Source organism: Streptomyces sp. NPDC091387, from assembly GCF_044756945.1.
Lineage (GTDB): Bacteria > Actinomycetota > Actinomycetes > Streptomycetales > Streptomycetaceae > Streptomyces.
Genome location: NZ_JBIVTZ010000013.1, coordinates 253,570 through 275,942, shown reverse-complemented (window position 1 = coordinate 275,942; position 22,373 = coordinate 253,570). Strand labels below are relative to the sequence as shown.

The following is a 22,373-nucleotide window of genomic DNA, read 5'->3' as shown; positions in this document are numbered from 1 at the left end:
AAGAAAGACCAGGCCAGGCGAGGCACGCGACGGGTTCCCGAGAAGATCATCACCCTTGCGCCCGCGATACTTCAGTAGCTCAAGCAACGGCATTGGACGTACGCCATGAAGTGGGTCGAGGAACGCGGGCTCTCCGCCACCACGGAGGAGCTGTACCGAAGGCTCCTGCGTCTGCACCTGCTGCCCGCATTCGCCTCGGTGAACCTGGATGACATCACGCCGCCGGGCGTGCGCACCTGGCGGGTCGAGCGGCTGGGGGCTACCGGTGCGACGACTGTCGCCAAGTCCTACCGCCTTCTCAAGGCCATCATGGAGACGGCGGCCGACGACGAGCTGATCCGCCGCAACCCCTGCCGGATCAGGGGCGCCGGCAGCGAGAACGCCAAGGAACGCCCGACGGCCACTGTCGAACAGGTCGACGCGCTCGCTGACGCCGTGGGACCGAGGTGGCGGCTGATGGTCTACTTCGGCGCCTACGGGCCCATGCGCCCGGAAGAACAGGCCGCCCTCCGGCGCCCCGACGTCACTCTCGAACCTCTCGCGGTCAAGGTCCGTGACGCCGCGCCCGAGCTGACCAGCGGCCGTCGCGTCGAGGGCGACACCAAGTCGGCCGCCGGAAGGCGAACCGTCTTCCTCCCGGCCTTCCTGCACATCGAGGTGAAGCGTCACCTCGACTGGTACGCCGAGAAGGAACCCGACGGGCTCCTGTTCGTCGGGGAGAGGGGCGCCCCCTTCCGCCGGTCCACCTTCGGCCGCAAGTGGCGCAGGGCCCGCGCCCAGGTCGGCCCGCCGGAGGGCTTCCGCTTCTACGACCTCCGGCACACCGGCCACACCTTGTCCACCCAGTCGGGCGCCACGCTCAAGGACACGATGGTCCGCGCCGGCCAGTCCTCGGAGAAGGCGGCGCTGATCTACCAACACTCCGACGCCGCGCGGCAACGGGAGGTAGCTTCGGGGCTGGATGAGCGGGTGCGCGCTCAGCGCCTGCAAGCCGCTGAGCGCAAGGAATGACGAGCGATAGAGCATCGCGACGGACTCAGTTGCCTGCGGTACGGCGGTCGACTGACTGCACCTGCCATGATTTTGCGTCGTACCAGGCGTAGATGGTGCGGGCCACTGCGGTGGCCCGCACCATTTCAGTTCGGCTGCTTGGTGGTGCGCGTCCTATTGGGAGAACAGTGAGAACACTCCGAGGGCCAGGGTCATCGTCGCGACGAAGGCACCGCCTCCAGCGGTCAACGCGACTAGGAAGCTTTCCTTGGTGGCGTAGAAGACAAACGCTGTCGCAAGGGCGATCACGAGGGACAACAGCACGGCGATGATGACCAGCATCAGACGGGTCCTGAAGCTCGGCGGCATGCGGGTCTACCAATCCAGCTCGCGGTGGTCGATTCCGGGGCAGGCCAGCCTCAGCTCGACCACCTGGTAACAGTGGTCACTAGCTGAGGACCTGCCGACGTTTCAGATCCGCGCGGAGCCGACCCGCAACTGCCGACTGCCTCCAAGGTGTTGTGAGTGGATCTCTGCGGTGAGGGCTTCGAGTGTTTCCGTTCTTCTGGCACGTCGACCCAGGAGAGCGAAGATCTTTGACAGGGATTCCCGCCCCTGCGGCCGACCTTGTGCTCGTCTTGCTTGAGCCCACCCATCGTGGCACGCCGGAAGCGGCCCGTGCGGTCTATCTGGCGAGATCGCGGTGGGCCAAGGTCTGGTGGTGAACTCGATCCGAACCTTCAGGACACAGTACCGATCTTGTTCTGCCAGGCGGTGCTCAATATTGTTCAATCGCGGAACCGCGGTGCTGCTGTCCTGCCATTCTTGGATACGTGACTTACGTCGTGACTGTGGATACCCGGATCCCCGAGGGCGCTCCGGAAATGGACCCTCTGCAACGTGCGGGTGCAGTTTCCCTGCTTGAGCAGGGCTTTGCGTCGGTCGATGCCATCGAAGGACCGGACGGCCTGGAAGTCGATCTTCTCGACTCGATCGTGGCGGTCTACCCCGGCGGGGCCCTGTTGAAGGTCTTCGTTGATGCTCCATCCCTGGAGCTTGCCGAGGAGGCTGTCGGCTCCGTTGTGGGCGAGCTCCTTGATCGTTCGGAGCTGTTGTCGGAGTGGACCGTCGACCGGTGCGAGGTTGAATTGCACCCCGAATCGGTGAAGGAGAGCCTCGACGCGGCGGGCGGTCCCAATGTGCCACCTGACGACCCGGCCACCCGTAGAGATCGTCATGCTCAGCCAGCGCAAGGCCCGGGTTCCGAGCCTCGGACCGAGACGGATCATGCTGCCGAAAGTGAGGCCATGCGCGTCACGCTTAGTTCCATGGCCGGCGAACTGAGAGCCTTCGGCTCCGACATGTTCGGGGTCATCGGCGACGAAGACGGAGGGAACGACGGGGAGGATGACTTTGCCTTCGGCGTTTCTGCGGAGGACGCCGGGCTCGCAGCCGGAGCGCTGGTATACGGCACTCATTTGCTCGTGGACGAACTCTTCCAGGACCTGCAGACCCTTACTCAGCATCGGACAACCGTTGCCGAGAGCGAGCGACCGTTCTGGCTCCTCGAAGGGCTTCCGGGCCGCTACGCGCTGCAGTACAGCGCCTCCTTCGCGCGCCGATTCCTTGTCACAGCGATCACGCTGACCACCCGCCTCACTCATGGCTCTTTCCAGCAGCTCAGCTGTGTCGCGGAAGAACTGGTACTGAGACTGCTGCTGGAACAGGCGAAGAGCACCCTGGATCTGTACGGGCTGCTGGACTCGGGCACTTCGTCAGCGCTCGACTCATTTGCTGACCAGGTCTACGAGGACATGGACCATGAGTGGCTGTACGACGATGCGGCGGATGGGCTTGATGAGGAACCGGCGCTTGCATCCCTAGGGATCGCGCCGATGGGCATCAAGAGTTGGTTCGCCCCCTTCAACGAAGGCAGGTACGTCCACCCCTACGCGTTCGATGCCCAAGAGGGCGCCGGAAAAGAGGATGAGGCAGGAAAGTAGGAGCCTGTCGGTGCTGTCACTTCGCGCGCAAGTGGCGCCCACCAATATGCATCAGTGTGATGCGCGCCACGGTGGGTGCCAGGGAGGCGCCCCCGGCTTTTGGCTGCTGGATGAGGGCTGCCTCGTGCCCTCTGGGTGCGGGTTCCTGCGACTTGGGGCACGTGGAGGGCACGCCGCCCTTGAACTGGTCTAGACAACAAGAAAGGCCCCGGTCATTGACCTGGGCCTTAGTCGTGGAGCGGGTGACGAGAATCGAACTCGCGCTCTGAGCTTGGGAAGCTCATGTTCTACCATTAAACTACACCCGCGTGACGCACTGGCTGACCAGCGACGCATCGTCCCACACTGTACCCCATCGCGGGCTCCCCGATGTGTGAGCCCAGGCGTGGGGCGGGGTGGGGGTGTGTCGTGTGGAGGGGTGGATGCGGTTGGGTGGGGCGGGAGTTGGGGGCGTAGCGTGGGTTCGCGGAGTGCCGCGTGGAGTGGCGTCCCGTTCATCCCCTAATGTGGCTTTCTCGTCCACGGCTTGATGGGGAAGGGACTTGATGGACTCCTTGGAGCGCACCGTCGTCCGCTGTGCCGAAGGGCACGTTTTCGCTACCGCCTCGTTCCCGATGCAGCAGCTCGGGTCCGGGCGGATCGGTCCCGGGCGGCTTATCCGCTGTCCTCGTTGCGCTCGGTTGCGGCATGCCGTGCCCGTGGTGTTCGAGGAGCGGTAGAGCTTCCGGGAAGGTGGCGACAGGCGCGCGGGGCGGCCCGATGTGGGTGGGTCCGCGCGTTCTGCGTATCCTCGGTGGGTGCTTCTCTCAGACAAGGACATCCGGGCCGAGATCGACGCCGGACGCGTACGTATTGATCCTTTCGATACGTCGATGGTGCAGCCGTCGAGCATCGATGTGCGGCTCGACCGCTACTTCCGGGTGTTCGAGAACCACCGCTATCCGCATATCGATCCCGCCGTGGAGCAGGTCGATCTGACCCGCACCGTCGAGCCGGAGGGGGACGAGGCGTTCATCCTCCACCCCGGTGAGTTCGTGCTCGCGTCGACGTACGAGGTCATCTCGCTGCCGGACGATCTCGCGTCGCGGCTGGAGGGCAAGAGTTCGCTCGGCCGGCTCGGGCTGGTGACGCATTCGACGGCCGGGTTCATCGATCCGGGGTTCTCCGGGCACGTGACCCTGGAGCTGTCGAATCTGGCAACGCTGCCGATAAAGCTCTGGCCTGGGATGAAGATCGGCCAGCTGTGCCTGTTCCGGCTGACGTCTCCGTCGGAGTTCCCGTACGGCTCCGAGCGGTACGGGTCGCGATATCAGGGGCAGCGCGGTCCGACCGCGTCGCGTTCGTACATGAACTTCCACCGGACCCAGGTGTGATGTCCGATGGGCGATGACGTGCGGGAGAACCTGACGTACGACGGCTTCGGGCATGCCGTGCGGGAGCTGGCGCAGGCCGTGGCCGATGACGGGTACGAGCCGGATGTGGTGCTGAGCATCGCGCGTGGCGGGGTCTTCGTCGCGGGCGGGCTGGCGTACGCGCTGGACTGCAAGAACATCCACCTGGTGAATGTGGAGTTCTACACCGGCGTGGGCACCACGTTGGAGATGCCCGTCATGCTGGCGCCCGTGCCCAACGCGATCGACTTCTCGGCCAAGAAGGTCCTGATCGCCGACGACGTCGCCGATACCGGCAAGACGCTGAAGCTGGTGCGCGATTTCTGCATTGATCACGTCGCCGAGGTGCGGTCCGCCGTCATCTACGAGAAGTCGCATTCACTCGTGAAGTGCGAGTACGTGTGGAAGAAGACCGATCGCTGGATCAACTTCCCCTGGAGCGTGGAGAAGCCCGTCGTGCGGCGCAGCGGGCAGGTGCTGGACGCCTGAGCCGTTCGTCCGGTGCGGGTGCGGACGCGGTGGTGGTTGTGGATGTGAAAGACCCCCGGGGCCTCATGGCTCCGGGGGTCTTTTCGGGTCGGGTCAGATCGTGCCCAGTTTGAGGATCGATACGAGCGCGATCAGCTGGATCGCACTCGCGCCCAGCGCCTTCGGCCACGGCAGGTCGTGGGACTTGCTCACCATGGAGGTGAGCAGGGCCGCCGCCGCCAGCCAGGTCACCCAGCCGAGGATCTGGACCAGGGAGTTCTCGCCGCCCAGGAACAGCGCGAAGATCAGGCGGGGGGCGTCCGTGATCGACGTGATCAGCATGGAGAGGCCCACCGTCGGCTGCCAGGCGCCCTCGCCGCCCAGCTGGCGGGCGAGTGTGTGGGTGACCGCGCCGAGCACCAGGCCGCCGATCACGAAGCCGATGCCCGTGATGATGACGTAGGGGATGGCGTCGCCGACCGGGGCGTGGATCGCGTCGTCGCGGGCCTGGTCGAAGCCGAAGAGCGCCAGCAGGCCGTAGAGGAACGTGACGATGAGCGCCGGGCCCCAGACGGGGTAGTCGCGCATCTGCCAGAACGTCGGGGCGGGGCGCATCACGATGCCGCTCAGTAGCTGCTTCCAGTGCAGGCGCGGGCCCGCGGGCGGGACGGGGGCCTGGCCGGCGCGGTAGGTGTTCCCGTCGCCGTAGGGGTCCTCGTCGATGCTGAAGGCCTGCGTGTGGCCCGGGTTGTTGGCGTACGGGTCGCCCTGGTGCGAGTGCTGCGGTTGGTGGGGCTGGGGGTACGGGTCGGCGAAGTACTCCGGCTCGTCTGCTCCGCCGCCCTGGTAACCGCCGCCCGGGTGGTAGCCGCCGTTGTTGTTCTGGCCGCCGCCACCGTTGTGCGGGCCGCCGCCGTTGTAGCCGCCGCTGTTGTGCGGGGCGCCGTTTCCTCCTGTCGGCGGCCATTGCTGCTGTCCGTACGGCGGTGGTGCCTGATTGCCGTACGGCTGCTGCCGCGGTTGCTGCTGCGCTTGCTGCGGGGTGCGGTTGTCCCGGCCGCGTCCGATCCTGAATCCAGCCACGTAATCGAACGTACCTGGTCCGTCCGGGGTGGGTGTGAGGGGCGGGGGAACTGGCCCGCCTTTGCGGCCTAGCTGTGACATCCCCTAAGGGAACCCTGGGGGGTTGTCCGCGGGCGGGCGGGCAGGGTCAGCGCGCGTTGAACAGGGCGCTGGTGAACGTGATCAGCGGGCGGTCCGGGGTGGCCGCCGGGTACAGCGCGATCAGGTCCGCGGTCTCGCCGCGGTGGGTGCGTACCACCGTGTCCGGCTTCTTGTCGCCGTCGAAGTCCGCGTAGCGGACGAGGAGGCTCGTTTCTGCGGAGGCCGCGGGGGGCGTCTTCCGGCGCAGCGGTGCCGCCGGGAGGTCGCCGGCCGGGGCCTTGAAGCGGTACGTGCCGCCCGGCCGGCCCGGTCCGTCGGGGCTGCCCAGCAGCAGCGTGCCCTTGGCGGCCGTGCCGGGCTCGTGCGGGCGGGCGGCGTACACCAGGTCGTCGTAGCCGTCGCCGTTCGTGTCCGCCCGGGGCTCGGGGGCCGACAGGGCCGGGCCGGCGCCCGGGATGGTGCCGCCGGCGGCGTGCGGGCGGCCGTCGCGGGTGAAGGGGCCGCGCAGGAAGCTGATCCTGCCCGCGCTCGCCGTCACGGCCAGATCGGGCTTCCCGTCGCCGTCGAAGTCGCCGCAGACGGGGTGGTCGGGCCACTCGTTGCCGAAGCGGGCCCGGTCCGGGATGCGGAGCGCGACCGCCTTGCCGGTGAGGCCCGCGGGGGAGCCGAACAGGATCTGGAGCGGTACGGGCGGGCGGCCGATGCCGTTGTACGGGGGGTCGGTGGCCACGATCAGATCGGTGAAGCCGTCCTGGTCCAGATCGCACGAGGCCTCGGCGTCGAACGCGGAGGGGAGGGTGTCGCCGGTCTTGGCGGCGTTCGCGTGCGCGCTCAGCAACTGGCGTACGGACGGGTCGAGGCCCCGGGAGGCGGAGCCGTACACGATGCCGATGCCCGCGTCGTCGCCGTGCCTCTCGGCCGCGGGCTTCACCAGGTTGTTGAGGACGAGGTCGCGGTGGCCGTCGCCGTTGAAGTCGTCGGGGGTGTGGCTGCCGCCGCCGCGCGGTACGGGGTGGCGCTCGGCGCCCGCGAGGCCGGACAGGGCGGTGGGCAGGGCGTCGCCGTTCTTGCCCGGTCCGGAGGCCGGGGAGCCCGTGCACGCCGTCAGCAGGAGGGCGCAGGCGCAGCCGGCCGCGACGGTGGCCGTCGCCCTTGCGCTACGTATCCGCACTGGAGCACCTCGTCCGTTTCGTGTGCCTCGGGTGTCTCGCCTGCCTGCCTCGTACGTCTCGTACGCCCCGGTGGCCGTCCCACATGATGCGTCACCGGGGCGGGAAAGCAGAAGCGGCCGGTCCTGCCCCCGAGGCAGGTCCGGCCGCTCGTGCACCGCGGTGGCGCGGTACCGGTTACTTCACCGGTTCCGGCTCCGGCGCGTCCGCCGTTTCCGGCTCGCCCGCCGGATCGGCCGGGGTCCTCACGGAGTCGAGCAGCAGCTGCGAGACGTCGACCACCTGGATCGACTCCTTCGCCTTGCCGTCGTTCTTCTTGCCGTTGACCGAGTCGGTCAGCATGACGAGGCAGAACGGGCAGGCCGTGGAGACGATGTCGGGGTTGAGGGAGAGGGCCTCGTCGACGCGCTCGTTGTTGATGCGCTTGCCGATCCGCTCCTCCATCCACATCCGGGCGCCGCCGGCGCCGCAGCAGAAGCCGCGCTCCTTGTGGCGGTGCATCTCCTCGTTCCGCAGACCCGGGACCTTCGCGATGATCTCGCGCGGGGGCGTGTAGATCTTGTTGTGACGGCCCAGGTAGCAGGGGTCGTGGTACGTGATCAGGCCCTCGACCGGCGTCACCGGGACCAGGCGGCCCTCGTCGATGAGGTGCTGGAGCAGCTGCGTGTGGTGGATGACCTCGTACTCGCCGCCGAGCTGCGGGTACTCGTTCGCGATGGTGTTGAAGCAGTGCGGGCAGGTCGCGACGATCTTCTTGGCCGCCTTGGCCTTCTTCGTCGAGTCGTCGTCATCCTCGCCGAACGCCATGTTCAGCATCGCGACGTTCTCCTGGCCGAGCTGCTGGAACAGCGGCTCGTTGCCCAGGCGGCGGGCCGAGTCGCCGGTGCACTTCTCGTCGCCGCCCATGATCGCGAACTTGACGCCCGCGATGTGGAGCAGTTCCGCGAAGGCCTTCGTGGTCTTCTTGGCGCGGTCCTCCAGGGCGCCGGCGCAGCCGACCCAGTACAGGTAGTCGATCTCGGAGAGGTCCTCGACGTCCTTGCCGACGATCGGGACCTCGAAGTCGACCTCCTTGGTCCACTCGACGCGCTGCTTCTTGGCGAGCCCCCAGGGGTTGCCCTTCTTCTCCAGGTTCTTGAGCATCGTGCCCGCCTCCGACGGGAACGCGGACTCGATCATCACCTGGTAGCGGCGCATGTCGACGATGTGGTCGATGTGCTCGATGTCGACCGGGCACTGCTCCACGCACGCACCGCAGGTGGTGCAGGACCAGAGCACGTCCGGGTCGATGACGCCGTTCTCCTCTGCGGTCCCGATGAGGGGGCGCTCGGCCTCCGCGAGGGCGGCCGCGGGGACGTCCTTGAGCTGCTCCGCCGTCGCCTTCTCGTTGCCCTCCATGTCCTTGCCGCCGCCGGCCAGCAGGTACGGGGCCTTGGCGTGCGCGTGGTCGCGCAGCGACATGATCAGGAGCTTCGGGGAGAGCGGCTTGCCGGTGTTCCAGGCGGGGCACTGCGACTGGCAGCGGCCGCACTCGGTGCACGTGGAGAAGTCGAGGATGCCCTTCCAGGAGAACTGCTCGACCTGGGAGACACCGAAGGTGTCGTCCTCGCCCGGGTCCTCCCAGTCGATCTCCTTGCCGCCCGAGGTCATCGGCTGCAGCGCGCCGAGCGCGACCTCGCCGTCGGCGTTCCGCTTGAACCAGATGTTCGGGAAGGCGAGGAAGCGGTGCCAGGCGACACCCATGTTGGTGTTGAGCGCGACCGTGATCATCCAGATCAGCGAGACGCCGATCTTGATCATCGCGGTGAGGTAGATGAGGTTCTGCAGCGTGCCGAGCGCGAGTCCCTTGAACGCGAGGACCAGGGGGTACGAGACGAAGTACGCGGCCTCGTAGCCGCCGACGTGGTGGATCGCGCCCTCGAGGCCGCGCAGGGTCAGGATCGCCAGGCCGATGACGAGGATGACGTACTCGACGAAGTACGCCTGCCAGGCCTTCGAGCCCGCGAACCGCGACTTGCGGCCGGCCCGGGAGGGCAGGTTCAGCAGCCGGATGGCGATCAGCACGAGAATGCCGACCGTCGTCATCAGGCCGATGAACTCGATGTACAGCTCGAACGGCAGCCACTCACCGATGATCGGGAGGACCCAGTCGGCCTTGAAGAGCTGTCCGTACGCCTGGAGCAGCGTCGGAGGCAGCGTCAGGAAGCCGATGGCGACGAACCAGTGTGCGAAGCCGACGATCCCCCACCGGTTCATCCGGGTGTGGCCGAGGAACTCCTTGACCAGGGTGATCGTGCGCTGTTTCGGGTTGTCGGTGCGACTGCCGGCCGGGACCGGCTGTCCGAGTGTGACGGACCGGTAGATCTGCGCGACGGCTCGGGCGATGAGCGCAACGCCGACCACGGTCAGCACCAGCGACACGATGATCGCGGCGAGTTGCATTTGGGGGCTCCTCGGGCCTGCGAGGGTGGGTTCCAGCACCTACTGGCACGTACTGGTGATTACTAAGCAGTAACTTAATCAGTCTGTGCTGACACTATCCACTTATTCCGCCGCGCTGTAGTTGGGCAGGCGGTGATCTGTGTCGCTCAGGCATGCCTGGCCGCGCCGGGTGAGGCCGCGGACCGCCCCGCGCAGCGGTGCGTGCACCGCCTCGGCCAGGATCGCCAGGTCCAGCGCGAGCCCGTGGTGCTCGGCGTAGTGCTGGTCGAGGAGGTCCGCCTCGTCCCACGGCATCGTGGAGCGGCCGCGCACCTGGGCCAGGCCGGTCAGTCCGGGCTTCAGCTCCCGCCGCCAGTCCCGCGCACCGGCCGCCGCGCCTCGTTCGTCGCCCGGTGCGAGCGGTTCGGGGCCGACCAGGGAGAGCTCGCCCCGTACGACGTGGGGCAGCCGGGAGAGCACGTCCAGCCGCAGCCGCCGGGTGCGCAGGGACCGCAGCACGAAGGGCCTGCCCGCCAGTCCGGTGCGGGGGGAGCGCGTCAGTACGCCGCCGGGGCGCCGCCGCACGGCGAGGACGAGGGCGGCCGCCGCGAGGGCGGGGGTGGCCAGGAGGAGGAGCGCGGAGCCGAGGAGCAGGTCCAGGGTGCGCTTGGCGGAGGGGCGCGGCGGGGCTGCCGGGGCCAGCGCCCGCAGGGCCGCGAGGGCGCTCGCCGTGCGGGACGGCCGCGGCGGCTGCCAGGGATGCCGTGCCGTCTGCCACGGATGCCGCACCGGGCTGCGCCTCGGCGCCTGCCTCTGTCTCGGCCTCGGCCTCTGGGTCTGCATCGTTCGCACCTGCCTGGGATCGGCCGCGGCGGTTGGCTGCCGGGGGCGGCCGCCCGGGGGTGATGCCTGGCGGGCCGACTGCCGGGCGGGTTGATCGCCTGCCACCGGTTGGCTGTCTGTTTTGTGCGGCTCACGCCATTTTGTGACAGAACGATCCCATGGCGCGATGATGGTGAGGGGTGTGTGGCCCACCGGGCGGGCAGGTGTCGTCCGCGGTCGGCTCGAATCCGTCCCCGCGTGAGTCATATGTGAGATGTGTCCGTCGTCACAAAGGTGAACAATTCACTGGTGGCGCGGAGTGTGTGCACGATAGTTGAGTCGCCTCGACTCAGGTCTGTTGACTCCGGGAGCGATGTCATGCATCCTTGAGCCAGATCCACTCAAGTAGTCAGTTGGAGGAATTGAAATGGCACGTGCGGTCGGCATCGACCTGGGCACGACTAACTCCGTCGTCAGCGTTCTCGAAGGCGGCGAGCCCACCGTCATCACCAACGCCGAAGGCGCCAGGACCACGCCGTCCGTCGTCGCCTTCGCGAAGAACGGCGAGGTTCTGGTCGGCGAGGTCGCCAAGCGCCAGGCAGTGACGAACGTCGACAGGACCATCCGCTCCGTCAAGCGCCACATGGGCACTGACTGGAAGATCGACCTGGACGGCAAGAGCTTCAACCCGCAGCAGATGAGCGCCTTCATCCTGCAGAAGCTGAAGCGTGACGCCGAGTCGTACCTGGGCGAGAAGGTCGCCGACGCGGTGATCACCGTCCCGGCGTACTTCAACGACTCCGAGCGTCAGGCGACGAAGGAGGCCGGCGAGATCGCGGGCCTGAACGTCCTGCGCATCGTCAACGAGCCGACGGCCGCCGCGCTGGCGTACGGGCTCGACAAGGACGACCAGACGATCCTCGTCTTCGACCTCGGTGGCGGCACGTTCGACGTGTCCCTCCTGGAGATCGGTGACGGCGTCGTCGAGGTGAAGGCCACCAACGGTGACAACAACCTCGGTGGTGACGACTGGGACCAGCGCGTCGTCGACTACCTGGTGAAGCAGTTCGCCAACGGGCACGGCGTGGACCTGTCCAAGGACAAGATGGCTCTCCAGCGTCTCCGCGAGGCCGCGGAGAAGGCGAAGATCGAGCTGTCGTCCTCGACGGAGACCACGATCAACCTGCCGTACATCACGGCGTCGGCCGAGGGCCCGCTGCACCTGGACGAGAAGCTCACGCGCTCGCAGTTCCAGCAGCTCACCGCGGACCTCCTGGACCGCTGCAAGAACCCGTTCCACAACGTCATCAAGGACGCGGGCATCCAGCTCTCCGAGATCGACCACGTCGTTCTCGTCGGTGGCTCGACCCGTATGCCGGCCGTCGCCGAGCTCGTCAAGGAGCTCACGGGCGGCCAGGACGCCAACAAGGGTGTGAACCCGGACGAGGTCGTCGCCATCGGCGCCTCGCTCCAGGCCGGTGTCCTCAAGGGCGAGGTCAAGGACGTCCTGCTCCTCGACGTGACCCCGCTGTCCCTCGGTATCGAGACCAAGGGAGGGATCATGACGAAGCTCATCGAGCGCAACACCACGATCCCGACCAAGCGCTCCGAGATCTTCACGACGGCCGAGGACAACCAGCCGTCCGTGCAGATCCAGGTCTACCAGGGCGAGCGCGAGATCGCGGCGTACAACAAGAAGCTCGGAATGTTCGAGCTGACCGGCCTGCCGCCGGCCCCGCGTGGCGTCCCGCAGATCGAGGTGGCGTTCGACATCGACGCCAACGGCATCATGCACGTCGCTGCCAAGGACCTCGGCACCGGCAAGGAGCAGAAGATGACCGTCACCGGTGGCTCCTCGCTGCCGAAGGACGAGGTCAACCGGATGCGCGAAGAGGCCGAGCAGTACGCGGACGAGGACCACCGCCGCCGCGAGGCCGCCGAGTCGCGCAACCAGGGCGAGCAGCTCGTCTACCAGACGGAGAAGTTCCTCAAGGACAACGAGGACAAGGTCCCCGGCGACGTGAAGACGGAGGTGGAGGCCGCGCTCACCGAGCTGAAGGAGAAGCTCAAGGGCGAGGACACCGCCGAGATCCGTACCGCCACCGAGAAGGTCGCGGCCGTCTCCCAGAAGCTGGGCCAGGCGATGTACGCCAACGCCCAGGCCGAGGGCGGCCCGCAGGACGCGCAGCCGGGTGCCGGGCAGGCCCAGGGCGACGGTCAGGACGATGTCGTCGACGCCGAGATCGTCGACGACGAGAAGGACACCAAGGGCGGTGCGGCGTGACCGAGGAGACTCCGGGCTTCGAGGAGAAGCCCGACGTCCCCTCCGGCGCCACCTCTGACGACGCCGGGACGGAGGCCGCCACCCCCTCTTCCGAGGAGGCGGCGGCCCCCGCCGGGGACGCGAACCAGACAGCCGGTCTGACGGCACAGCTGGACCAGGTCCGCACCGCGCTCTCCGAGCGCACGGCAGACCTCCAGCGGCTCCAGGCCGAGTACCAGAACTACCGCCGCCGTGTGGAGCGGGACCGGGTCACGGTCAAGGAGATCGCGGTCGCGGGTCTCCTGTCCGAGCTCCTGCCCGTGCTCGACGACGTCGGCCGGGCCCGCGAGCACGGCGAGCTCCTGGGCGGGTTCAAGTCGGTGGCCGAATCGCTGGAGACGGTCGTCGCCAAGCTCGGCCTGCAGCAGTTCGGCAAGGAGGGCGAGCCCTTCGACCCGACGATCCACGAGGCCCTGATGCACTCGTACGCGCCGGACGTCACCGAGACGACCTGCGTGGCGATCCTGCAGCCCGGGTACCGGATCGGCGAGCGCACCATCCGTCCCGCACGGGTGGCGGTGGCCGAACCCCAGCCCGGGGCGACGCCCGCGGCCGCGAAGGACGCGAAAGAAGAGCAGGCAGCCGACGAGGAGAGCGGTGGCGGCGAGGAGGTCTGACATTCCGTCCGACCACTTGGCGGCACACCGCCCGGCCCGCAGGGCCTTCGGCCGGGATCAGGCGGGGCTCCACGAGCCCGGCAGGATCCCGGCGGAAGGCCCTGGGCCGGTCGTCCGGAAGGAGGGACGTCGATGAGTACGAAGGACTTCGTCGAGAAGGACTACTACAAGGTTCTCGGCGTCCCGAAGGACGCCACGGACGCCGAGATCAAGAAGGCGTACCGGAAGCTCGCCCGCGAGTTCCACCCGGACGCCAACAAGGGTGACAACAAGGCGGAGGAGCGCTTCAAGGAGATCTCCGAGGCCAACGACATCCTCGGTGACACCAAGAAGCGCAAGGAGTACGACGAGGCCCGCGCCCTCTTCGGCAACGGCGGCTTCCGCCCCGGACCCGGCAGTGGTGGCGGCAACTTCAACTTCGACCTGGGGGACCTCTTCGGAGGCGCCCCGGGCGGTGGCCAGGGCGGCGGAGCCGGCGGCTTCGGCGGCGGTGGCGGCGGCCTGGGCGATGTCTTCGGCGGCCTCTTCAACCGGGGCGGCGGAGCCGGCACCCGGGTGCAGCCGCGCCGCGGCCAGGACATCGAGTCCGAGGTGACGCTCAGCTTCACCGAGGCGGTCGACGGGGCCACGGTCCCGCTGCGGATGTCCAGCCAGGCGCCCTGCAAGGCGTGCTCCGGCACCGGCGACAAGAACGGCACCCCCAGGGTCTGCCCGACCTGCGTCGGCACCGGCCAGGTCTCGCGCGGCACCGGCGGCGGGTTCTCGCTCACCGACCCCTGCGTGGACTGCAAGGGCCGTGGGCTCATCGCCCAGGACCCCTGCGACGTCTGCAAGGGCAGCGGCCGGGCGAAGTCGTCCCGCACCATGCAGGTCAGGATTCCGGCGGGCGTCTCCGACGGCCAGCGGATCCGGCTGCGCGGCAAGGGCAGCCCCGGCGAGCGCGGCGGACCGGCCGGCGACCTCTACGTCGTCGTCCACGTCGACACCCACCCGGTCTTCGGCCGCAAGGGCGACAACCTCACGGTCACCGTGCCCGTCACCTTCACGGAGGCGGCGCTCGGCGGCGAGGTGAGGGTGCCCACGCTCGGCGGACCGCCGGTCACCCTGAAGCTTCCGGCCGGCACGCCCAACGGGCGCACCATGCGCGCCCGCGGCAAGGGCGCGGTCCGCAAGGACGGCAGCCGCGGCGACCTGCTGGTCACCGTGGAGGTGGTCGTTCCCCAGGACCTGGGCACGGACGCCCGGGACGCCCTGGAGGCCTATCGCAAGGCGACCGCGGACCAGGACCCGCGGGCGGAGCTGTTCCAGGCAGCGAAGGGAGCTTGAGATGGACGGCCGCCGGCGTAATCCGTACGAACTGACCGAAGAGTCCCCGGTGTACGTGATCTCGATCGCGGCCCAGCTCTCGGGCCTGCATCCCCAGACGCTGCGCCAGTACGACCGCCTCGGCCTGGTCTCTCCCGACCGCACGGCCGGGCGCGGCAGGCGCTACTCGGCCCGCGACATCGAGCTGCTGCGCACCGTGCAGCAGCTGTCGCAGGACGAGGGCATCAACCTCGCCGGCATCAAGCGCATCATCGAGCTGGAGAACCAGGTCGCGGCCCTCCAGCAGCGTGTCGCCGAGCTCTCGGCGGCCGTGGACGGAGCGGCGGTGACGCTGCAGCAGCGCGAGGCGCAGGTGCACGCGTCGTACCGGCGCGATCTGGTGCCGTACCAGGACGTGCAGCACACCAGCGCCCTGGTGGTCTGGCGGCCCAAGCGGCCCAAGGAGTAGGGCCTCTCGTTTGGATCATGCTGGGCTCGTGGGGTCTGGCGCCGCACCTCGCGGCGTTGTCGTCAATCACCAACGCTCCGCGTTGCCTCAATCCTCCGCCTTGCGATGCACGACGCCAGACCCCACTCCCTGATCCAGCCCGATCCAAACGAAAGGCCCTAGTACCTCAGCACTTCCCGAGGCCCGTCGTCCCGCTCGCGCGGGGCGGCGGGCCTTCGTGTTGTCCCGGCCGGGGCCCGGCGATCCCGGAGCCGACGAGCAGGGCGCCGAGCTGGGTGCGGCTGGTGGCGTTGAGCGTGTGCATGAGCCTGGAGACGTGGGCGCGGCAGGTGCGGACGCTGATGCCGAGCTTCCCGGCCACGACCTGGTCCGTGTGGCCCTCGACCAGGAGGCGGGCGACGCTGAGCTGGACGGCGGTGACCGAGGTGCTGGCCGGGGCGGCCGGCACCGGATCGGTGAGCGGGGTGGCCTGCGCCCAGAGGACTTCGTACATCTGGATCAGATAGCGGACCAGCGCGGGGTGGCGGATCTCCAGCGCGACGTCGCGCGCCGCGTTGGCGGGGATGAAGGCCACGGTCCGGTCGAAGACGAGCAGCCGCTCGACCGTCTGCTCCAGCGTGCGGATCTGGATGAGGCCCGGCGGTATCTGGTTCAGATAGGCCTTGAAGGTCTGGTTGTAGCGGATGGGGTGCTGGTAGATGTGCCGGAGCGGGGTGCCCCGCTCCAGGGTGAGCCGGGCCCGCGACAGCGCCCTCTGGAGGTGGTCGGGCGGCCGCGTGCTGCCCGGCTGCAGCGTCCGGATCTCCTCCGTGGCGCTCTCCGTCGCGTTCTGGATGGTGGCGTCGATCAGGGGGATGCCCTCGAGGACGGTGATGGCGAGGTTGGGGTCCGTACTGGCCACGCCGGCCAGCGGTGCCAGCGAGTCGACCAGCGCGGCCGAGAGGCTGACGCGTTCGTGGATCTCCCGGACGACGGGCTGCAGCAGGTGGGCCAGGGCGGCGGACGGCGGCACGGGACGCACCCAGGCGTCGTCCTGCGGGTCGGGGTGGACCAGCGCCAACTCGGTGAGGCAGGGGGCCGGCTGGATGGCGGCCCGGGGTATCCGTCCCGCGCTCAGCGCCTCGGTGTAGATCCTGACCGCGGTGTCGCACAGCGAACGGCCCTCGTGGGCGTGCGCCGTTGTGTCCTCATCCCTGCCCATTCGTGACCCCCCACTTTTGGCAGTGCAGCAAGATGACGGTGGTGGCAGCGTAGTTCGCGGGCCACTGTGGATGTTGTCGGGGGAGCCGGGAACTCTCCCGGCCGATCGGGGCCTTGGCCACGTCCCTCCGAGGCACGTGGCCATGTCTCCGGCCCGGGGTGGGGGCCTCTGGAGTGTCGGCCGGTCAGGAATCCTGATCGAGGATTCCTGACTGGGCTATCAGGTAGCCGAGCTGGGCGCGGCTCGTGCTTCCCAGCACGGCGGACAGCTTGGCGACATGGGCGCGGCAGGTGCGGACGTTCATGCCGAGCCGGCGGGCGATGGCCTCGTCGACGTGCCCCTCGATCAGCAGCGTGGCGATGGCGCGCTGGACGCCGGTGATGCCGTCCCGGGCCGGGTCGTACGGGGCTGCCTCGTCCAACGGGACGGCGCGGCGCCAGAGTTGTTCGAAGACCTTCGTCAGATAGGCGACCAGTGCGGGGTGCCGTAGCTCCAGGGCGACGGGCAGGTCGTCCTGGACCGGGATGAAGGCTACGGTGTCGTCGCAGATGATGAGGCGCTCGATGAGCTCCTCGAGCGTGCGGATCTCCATCCGGGCGCCCGCCATGAGGTCGACGTAGGCGAACGTGCGCTGGCTGTGCCGGACCGTGTGCTGGTAGAGGGTGCGGACGCTGATGCCGGAATCTATGAGAGGTTTGCTGCGGGTCAGGGCCTCGCCGAGGACCTCCTCGCTGCGTTTGCCTCCGGGCTGGACGGTCAGCACTTCCGTCCGGCTCTCCGCGATGGCCAGGTCGAGCGCTCCGTTGATCCGGTCCATGCCTTCCAGCACCGTGATCGCGTGTGTGGGCGCGGGGCTCTGGGCGCTGATGGCCAGGAACGGTTCGAAGGCTTCGGCCAGCTCGACGGACGTCCGCCTGCGATCCAGGATCTCGCGTTCCAGCGGGTAGAGGCGCTGAGCCAGTGCGGCCGTCGGTGGAACCGGGCGAAGCCACGAGGCGTCGTCCGGATCGGGCAGCAGCAGGCCGAATTTGACGAGGCAGGGTGCGGACCTGACCTCGGCGCGGGCGAGGCGGCCCACGCTCAGCGCGGCCGCATACAGCCTGGCACCCTCGGTGCACAGATTCGTGACCGCATGAGTATGTGTCGGTTTCGTGTCCATTATAGGCAAAACTCCACCCCCCAGGGTCCTGAACATTCAGGAACATGATGCATCGCTCCTGTGGCATTGACGCGTCCGAATGAGCCATCGTCTCTTGGAGAGCGGGGGAGAGGATCCATCAAGTGAGGACGAAGCCGACTATGTACAAGAGAATGCTTCGGTCAGTGCTTGGCACTGCGTTCGCGGCTGCTGCACTGCTGCTCGTGACGCATGGCTCTACTCCGGACGTTGGATGGGGCAATGCGCAGGCAAGCGCTGCCGTCGACCATTACCAGGGCGATGTCGGCTGGGGCAACGTACAGCCCGCGGCCACCGGTGACCTTCACCAGTCCGACGTCGGCTGGGGGAACTCCGTGGAGAACAGGGCAGACTTGTGACCACTCCACCGGACGACCGGACCTTCCGGCGTGAGATGGCAACCGCCTACCGCTCAGGGTGGCATTTCATCGACCTCGTCACGGCACTCCCCCACCGTGGTGATTCGTTGATGGTCACTCTGTTCGGCGACCCGGTCGTCGTCGCCCGTGAGGACGACGGCGAGGTCCGCGCCTACCGGTGCCTCCGCAAGCCGCGCGGAGCGCCGCAGCCCGTGCGCTGCGCCATTCGGTACGACATGATCTTTGTGAACCTCGCACAGCGTGACCACCAGCTGTTCGAACCTGAAGCCATCTCCGCCACCCCCCGCAGTGCCTGAGCGATCCCCCGTCGTTCCACGTCGCTCAGACACTCCCCCACACAACGGCGTCACCGTGACCTGAACACGGTGGCGCCGTTGTGCTGTGCGCTTCCGGTCAGCCGCGGCTTCCGGTCAGCCGCGGCCCAGGGCCCGGTCCAGGGTGATCTCGATGGCGACGCGGTCCGGGTTGGGCTTCGGCGCGCGCCCGTAGCGGGCCGTCTTGCGGCGTACCGCGTCGTCGACCCTGTCCTGCTCCGTGCGCACCCTGGCGACGCCCTCCAGGGTCGCCCAGCGGCGTCCTTCGGCCTGGCAGACCGCGACCCGTGCGCCGTCCGGGCCCGCGGCCAGGATGTTGGCGACCTTGCGGCTGTTCCTGCCGGTGATGATGCGGGCGAGGCCGGCCTCCGGGTCGTACGTCACGCACACCGGGACCACGTGCGGGGTGCCGTCGGGGCGCAGTGTCGTGAGGGTGCATACATGGGGCTCGCGCCAGAAGGCCAGGTACTCGGGGCCGGGATCGCGTACGTCGACTGCCATGGGCCCAGGGTAGGCAGCCCCGCTCCGGCCTGCGGTGGCGGGCGGGCCGGGCGGCCGGTTCACTCGGACATGAGGTGCGCGGCAGCGCGCAACGGTGCGGAGCGATGCGGGAGTGGACCGTTTTCTGCGTTGAGTGGAATAGACTCAACTTTGTGCACGTTCAGCGTGTCAGAAGTGAGTACGGGCCAGTCGTCGCAAGGAGGAGAGAGCGCACGTGGACGCCGAGCTGACCAACAGGAGCCGGGACGCCATCAACGCGGCCACCAGCAGGGCCGTGAAGGACGGGCACCCCGATCTGACCCCGGGACATCTGCTGCTTGCGCTGCTCGCGGGCGAGGACAACGAGAACATCGTCGATCTGCTCGCCGCCGTCGAGGCGGACCAGGTCGCCGTCCGCACCGGGACCGAGCGGCTGCTGGCCGCCCAGCCCAGCGTGACCGGATCGACCGTCGCACCGCCGCAGCCCAACCGCGAGCTGCTCGCCGTGATCTCCGACGCGGCGCAGCGGGCCAAGGAACTCGGCGACGACTACATCTCCACCGAGCATCTGCTGATCGGGGTCGCGGCCAAGGGCGGCCGCGCCGGTGAGATCCTCGACGGCCAGGGGGCCAGTGCGAAGAAGCTGCTGGCCGCGTTCGAGAAGAGCAGGGGAGGGCGCCGGGTGACCACACCCGACCCGGAGGGCCAGTACAAGGCCCTGGAGAAATTCGGTACGGACTTCACCGCGGCCGCACGCGAGGGAAAGCTCGACCCGGTCATCGGCCGTGACCAGGAGATCCGCCGCGTCGTCCAGGTGCTCTCGCGCCGCACCAAGAACAACCCCGTGCTCATCGGGGAGCCCGGCGTCGGCAAGACGGCCGTCGTCGAGGGGCTCGCCCAGCGCATCGTCAAGGGGGACGTCCCCGAGTCCCTCAAGAACAAGCGGCTCGTCTCGCTGGACCTCGGCGCGATGGTCGCGGGCGCGAAGTACCGCGGCGAGTTCGAGGAGCGGCTGAAGACCGTCCTCTCCGAGATCAAGGAGAGCGGCGGCCAGATCATCACGTTCATCGACGAGCTCCACACCGTCGTCGGCGCCGGCGCGGGCGGCGACTCCGCCATGGACGCGGGCAACATGCTCAAGCCCATGCTGGCCCGCGGCGAGCTGCGGATGGTCGGTGCCACCACGCTCGACGAGTACCGCGAGCGGATCGAGAAGGACCCCGCCCTGGAACGCCGCTTCCAGCAGGTGCTGGTGGCGGAGCCGTCCGTCGAGGACACCATCGCGATCCTGCGCGGGCTCAAGGGCCGCTACGAGGCCCACCACAAGGTGCAGATCGCGGACTCCTCGCTGGTCGCCGCCGCGACCCTCTCCGACCGCTACATCACCTCCCGCTTCCTTCCCGACAAGGCCATCGACCTCGTCGACGAGGCGGCCTCCAGGCTCCGCATGGAGATCGACTCCTCGCCCGTCGAGATCGACGAACTCCAGCGCGCCGTCGACCGGTTGCACATGGAGGAGCTGGCCCTCAAGAACGAGTCCGACGCCGCCTCCAAGCAGCGGCTGGAGAAGCTCCGCCGCGACCTCGCCGACAAGGAGGAGGAGCTGCGCGGGCTCAACGCCCGCTGGGAGAAGGAGAAGCAGGGCCTCAACCGGGTCGGTGAGCTGAAGGAGCGCCTCGACGATCTGCGCGGACAGGCCGAACGGGCCCAGCGCGACGGCGACTTCGACAGCGCCTCCAAGCTGCTCTACGGCGAGATCCCAGGCCTTGAACGGGAACTGGCCGAGGCCGCCGAGGCCGAGCAGGAGGCCGCGAAGGAGCCCAAGGAGACGCTGGTCAAGGAGGAGGTCGGCCCGGACGACATCGCCGATGTCGTCGGCGCCTGGACCGGCATCCCGGCCGGCCGGCTGCTGGAGGGCGAGACCCAGAAGCTGCTGCGCATGGAGGAGGAGCTGGGCAGGCGCCTCATCGGGCAGACCCAGGCCGTGCAGGCCGTCTCGGACGCGGTACGCCGCACCCGGGCCGGAATCGCCGACCCCGACCGGCCCACCGGCTCTTTCCTCTTCCTGGGCCCCACCGGCGTCGGCAAGACCGAACTGGCCAAGGCCCTCGCGGACTTCCTCTTCGACGACGAGCGGGCCATGGTCCGCATCGACATGAGCGAGTACAGCGAGAAGCACAGCGTGGCCCGACTGGTCGGCGCCCCGCCCGGCTACGTCGGCTACGAGGAGGGCGGCCAGCTCACCGAGGCGGTCCGCCGCCGCCCGTACAGCGTCGTCCTGCTGGACGAGGTCGAGAAGGCCCACCCCGAGGTCTTCGACATCCTGCTCCAGGTCCTCGACGACGGGCGGCTCACCGACGGACAGGGCCGGACGGTGGACTTCCGCAACACCATCCTGATCCTGACCTCCAACCTCGGCAGCCAGTACCTGGTCGACCCGCTGACCAAGCCCGAGGAGAAGAAGAAGCAGGTCATGGACGTGGTGCGGGCCTCGTTCAAGCCGGAGTTCCTCAACCGGCTGGACGACCTGGTGGTCTTCTCCGCGCTGTCCGGCGACGAGCTCGCCCATATCGCGGGCCTCCAGATCGACCGCCTCGCCAAGCGGCTGGCCGACCGCCGCCTCACCCTCGACGTCACCCCGGCCGCCCTGGCCTGGCTGGCGGAGGAGGGCAACGACCCGGCGTACGGCGCCCGGCCGCTGCGCCGGCTCATCCAGACGGCGATCGGCGACCGGCTCGCGAAGGAGATCCTCTCGGGCGAGATCACGGACGGCGACACGGTCCGGGTGGACCGGGAAGGCGACGGTCTGACCGTCGGCGCGGCGTCGTAACAGCGGCGCGCACCCGTAACCGGAACGTGTGGCGGCCCCGGTCCCCGCTGGCTGGATATCAGCTTGTGGCGGATCGGGGCCGTTCCCGCTTGCCATGCCCCGCCCGGCATGGGGGAGGATGGCAGCCAACCGCACGAAGGGAAATTACGGTGAGCATCGATCCGTCCTCGATTCCTAACTTCGGGGGCCAGCCCGAACCGCAGGCGGCAGGACCGGAGGGCCCCGTCGTCCCTGACCAGGACCTCGTCAAGCAGCTCCTGGAGCAGATGGAGCTGAAGTACGTCGTCGACGACGAGGGCGACCTCGCGGCGCCGTGGGAAGACTTCCGCACGTACTTCATGTTCCGTGGCGAGGGCGAGCAGCAGGTCTTCTCGGTCCGCACGTTCTACGACCGCCCGCACGACACGGACCAGCGCCCGGTCCTGCTCGACGCGATCGACGACTGGAACCGCCGCACCCTGTGGCCCAAGGTCTACACGCACACGCACGAGCCCGAGGAGGGCTCCGAGGACACCGGCACCTCGGTCCGGCTGATCGGTGAGGCGCAGATGCTCATCGGCACCGGCGTCGCCCTGGAGCACTTCGTCTCCTCGACGGTCAGCTGGGTGCGCGCCTCGATCGAGTTCGACAAGTGGCTGCTGGAGCGCCTCGGCCTGGCCCCGGCCGAGGACAAGGCGGAAGGCGCGGAGCAGGACGCTCCGGAGGCCTGAGCCACCGCGCGCAGTGACAGCCCGGCGCGGGGGGGGGGGGGGGGGGGCGGCGCGCGGGGGGGCCCCCCCCCGCCCCGCCCCCGCCCGCCCCGCGCCCCCCCCCCCCCCCCCCCCCCCCCCCCCCCCACCGCGCAAACGC

General features: G+C 68.8%; 18 protein-coding genes, 1 tRNA gene and 1 pseudogene. 11 read left to right on the top strand and 9 right to left on the bottom strand.

Annotation, left to right across the window (positions count from 1 at the left end):
* Positions 1-99: 99 nt before the first annotated feature.
* Positions 100-1,011, top strand: a pseudogene (locus ACIQM0_RS27270) (tyrosine-type recombinase/integrase); the annotation flags it as partial.
* Positions 1,012-1,164: 153 nt separating this feature from the next.
* Here the strand turns inward: ACIQM0_RS27270 and ACIQM0_RS27265 are convergent.
* Positions 1,165-1,332, bottom strand: coding sequence for a hypothetical protein (locus ACIQM0_RS27265; protein WP_359462506.1), 168 nt, complete (start codon positions 1,330-1,332; stop codon positions 1,165-1,167).
* 491 nt (positions 1,333-1,823) lie between these two features.
* Between ACIQM0_RS27265 and ACIQM0_RS27260 the strand changes: the two genes are divergently transcribed.
* Complete coding sequence (locus ACIQM0_RS27260) at positions 1,824-2,993, top strand: hypothetical protein (RefSeq protein WP_401291333.1); 1,170 nt, start codon at positions 1,824-1,826, stop codon at positions 2,991-2,993.
* Positions 2,994-3,227: 234 nt separating this feature from the next.
* On the opposite strand, the gene ACIQM0_RS27255 is transcribed toward ACIQM0_RS27260, so the two are convergent.
* Positions 3,228-3,301, bottom strand: a tRNA-Gly gene (locus ACIQM0_RS27255).
* 489 nt (positions 3,302-3,790) lie between these two features.
* Here ACIQM0_RS27255 and dcd point away from each other — a divergent pair.
* Together dcd and ACIQM0_RS27245 are read left to right on the top strand one after the other, a co-directional pair.
* Entirely contained in the window at positions 3,791-4,366 is a 576-nt protein-coding gene (gene dcd, locus ACIQM0_RS27250; RefSeq protein WP_363021235.1) for a dCTP deaminase, read from the top strand.
* A 6-nt stretch (positions 4,367-4,372) separates the two neighbouring features.
* Positions 4,373-4,873, top strand: a complete 501-nt coding sequence (locus ACIQM0_RS27245; RefSeq protein WP_401291330.1) for a phosphoribosyltransferase — start codon at positions 4,373-4,375, stop codon at positions 4,871-4,873.
* 93 nt (positions 4,874-4,966) lie between these two features.
* Here ACIQM0_RS27245 and ACIQM0_RS27240 read toward each other — a convergent pair whose 3' ends face one another.
* The 4 genes from ACIQM0_RS27240 to ACIQM0_RS27225 all read right to left on the bottom strand — a co-directional run bounded on the left by ACIQM0_RS27240 (position 4,967) and on the right by ACIQM0_RS27225 (position 10,395).
* Positions 4,967-5,935, bottom strand: coding sequence for a Yip1 family protein (locus ACIQM0_RS27240; RefSeq protein ID WP_401291327.1), 969 nt, complete (start codon positions 5,933-5,935; stop codon positions 4,967-4,969).
* A 127-nt stretch (positions 5,936-6,062) separates the two neighbouring features.
* On the bottom strand, positions 6,063-7,187 hold the full coding sequence (locus tag ACIQM0_RS27235; RefSeq protein ID WP_401291325.1) for an FG-GAP repeat domain-containing protein: 1,125 nt from the start codon (positions 7,185-7,187) through the stop codon (positions 6,063-6,065).
* Between the two features lie 175 nt (positions 7,188-7,362).
* The gene (locus ACIQM0_RS27230; RefSeq protein WP_401291324.1) at positions 7,363-9,627 is read right to left on the bottom strand and encodes a (Fe-S)-binding protein; all 2,265 of its coding nucleotides are present in this window, start codon (positions 9,625-9,627) and stop codon (positions 7,363-7,365) included.
* Between the two features lie 102 nt (positions 9,628-9,729).
* Positions 9,730-10,395 carry a sugar transferase gene (locus tag ACIQM0_RS27225; protein WP_401291321.1) on the bottom strand — a complete coding sequence of 222 codons (666 nt, stop codon included), beginning with the start codon at positions 10,393-10,395 and terminating at the stop codon, positions 9,730-9,732.
* 460 nt (positions 10,396-10,855) lie between these two features.
* On the opposite strand from ACIQM0_RS27225, the gene dnaK reads away from it, so the two are divergent.
* From dnaK to ACIQM0_RS27205, 4 genes are all read left to right on the top strand, one after another.
* The gene (gene dnaK, locus ACIQM0_RS27220) at positions 10,856-12,712 is read left to right on the top strand and encodes a molecular chaperone DnaK (protein WP_401291318.1); all 1,857 of its coding nucleotides are present in this window, start codon (positions 10,856-10,858) and stop codon (positions 12,710-12,712) included.
* Complete coding sequence (grpE, locus tag ACIQM0_RS27215) at positions 12,709-13,368, top strand: nucleotide exchange factor GrpE (RefSeq protein WP_363021242.1); 660 nt, start codon at positions 12,709-12,711, stop codon at positions 13,366-13,368. The genes dnaK and grpE overlap by 4 nt, the downstream gene beginning before the upstream one ends.
* A gap of 132 nt (positions 13,369-13,500) precedes the next feature.
* The gene (dnaJ, locus tag ACIQM0_RS27210) at positions 13,501-14,694 is read left to right on the top strand and encodes a molecular chaperone DnaJ (RefSeq protein ID WP_401291314.1); all 1,194 of its coding nucleotides are present in this window, start codon (positions 13,501-13,503) and stop codon (positions 14,692-14,694) included.
* A gap of 1 nt (position 14,695) precedes the next feature.
* Entirely contained in the window at positions 14,696-15,142 is a 447-nt protein-coding gene (locus tag ACIQM0_RS27205; protein WP_363021244.1) for a heat shock protein transcriptional repressor HspR, read from the top strand.
* 166 nt (positions 15,143-15,308) lie between these two features.
* Here ACIQM0_RS27205 and ACIQM0_RS27200 read toward each other — a convergent pair whose 3' ends face one another.
* Both ACIQM0_RS27200 and ACIQM0_RS27195 read right to left on the bottom strand, forming a co-directional pair.
* Positions 15,309-16,343 (bottom strand): LuxR C-terminal-related transcriptional regulator, encoded by a 1,035-nt coding sequence (locus ACIQM0_RS27200; RefSeq protein ID WP_401291310.1) that lies wholly within the window; start codon positions 16,341-16,343, stop codon positions 15,309-15,311.
* Positions 16,344-16,527: 184 nt separating this feature from the next.
* Entirely contained in the window at positions 16,528-17,502 is a 975-nt protein-coding gene (locus ACIQM0_RS27195; RefSeq protein ID WP_401291309.1) for a helix-turn-helix transcriptional regulator, read from the bottom strand.
* A gap of 373 nt (positions 17,503-17,875) precedes the next feature.
* Between ACIQM0_RS27195 and ACIQM0_RS27190 the strand changes: the two genes are divergently transcribed.
* Positions 17,876-18,196, top strand: coding sequence for a hypothetical protein (locus ACIQM0_RS27190; RefSeq protein WP_018522262.1), 321 nt, complete (start codon positions 17,876-17,878; stop codon positions 18,194-18,196).
* 114 nt (positions 18,197-18,310) lie between these two features.
* Here the strand turns inward: ACIQM0_RS27190 and ACIQM0_RS27185 are convergent, their stop codons facing one another.
* Positions 18,311-18,715 carry a TIGR03618 family F420-dependent PPOX class oxidoreductase gene (locus ACIQM0_RS27185; protein WP_363021247.1) on the bottom strand — a complete coding sequence of 135 codons (405 nt, stop codon included), beginning with the start codon at positions 18,713-18,715 and terminating at the stop codon, positions 18,311-18,313.
* A gap of 214 nt (positions 18,716-18,929) precedes the next feature.
* Between ACIQM0_RS27185 and clpB the strand changes: the two genes are divergently transcribed.
* Positions 18,930-21,524 carry an ATP-dependent chaperone ClpB gene (gene clpB, locus ACIQM0_RS27180; RefSeq protein WP_401291306.1) on the top strand — a complete coding sequence of 865 codons (2,595 nt, stop codon included), beginning with the start codon at positions 18,930-18,932 and terminating at the stop codon, positions 21,522-21,524.
* Between the two features lie 149 nt (positions 21,525-21,673).
* Positions 21,674-22,234, top strand: coding sequence for a YbjN domain-containing protein (locus tag ACIQM0_RS27175; RefSeq protein ID WP_401291304.1), 561 nt, complete (start codon positions 21,674-21,676; stop codon positions 22,232-22,234).
* Positions 22,235-22,373: the final 139 nt, after the last annotated feature.

Bases quoted from the DNA above. Each gene is read 5' to 3' on its own strand.
- ACIQM0_RS27265 (WP_359462506.1), bottom strand. From the start codon at position 1,332: ATGCTGGTCATCATCGCCGTGCTGTTGTCCCTCGTGATCGCCCTTGCG.
- ACIQM0_RS27245 (WP_401291330.1), top strand. From the start codon at position 4,373: ATGGGCGATGACGTGCGGGAGAACCTGACGTACGACGGCTTCGGGCAT.
- ACIQM0_RS27230 (WP_401291324.1), bottom strand. From the start codon at position 9,627: ATGCAACTCGCCGCGATCATCGTGTCGCTGGTGCTGACCGTGGTCGGC.
- dnaK (WP_401291318.1), top strand. From the start codon at position 10,856: ATGGCACGTGCGGTCGGCATCGACCTGGGCACGACTAACTCCGTCGTC.
- dnaJ (WP_401291314.1), top strand. From the start codon at position 13,501: ATGAGTACGAAGGACTTCGTCGAGAAGGACTACTACAAGGTTCTCGGC.
- ACIQM0_RS27205 (WP_363021244.1), top strand. From the start codon at position 14,696: ATGGACGGCCGCCGGCGTAATCCGTACGAACTGACCGAAGAGTCCCCG.
- ACIQM0_RS27200 (WP_401291310.1), bottom strand. From the start codon at position 16,343: ATGGGCAGGGATGAGGACACAACGGCGCACGCCCACGAGGGCCGTTCG.
- ACIQM0_RS27195 (WP_401291309.1), bottom strand. From the start codon at position 17,502: ATGGACACGAAACCGACACATACTCATGCGGTCACGAATCTGTGCACC.
- ACIQM0_RS27185 (WP_363021247.1), bottom strand. From the start codon at position 18,715: ATGGCAGTCGACGTACGCGATCCCGGCCCCGAGTACCTGGCCTTCTGG.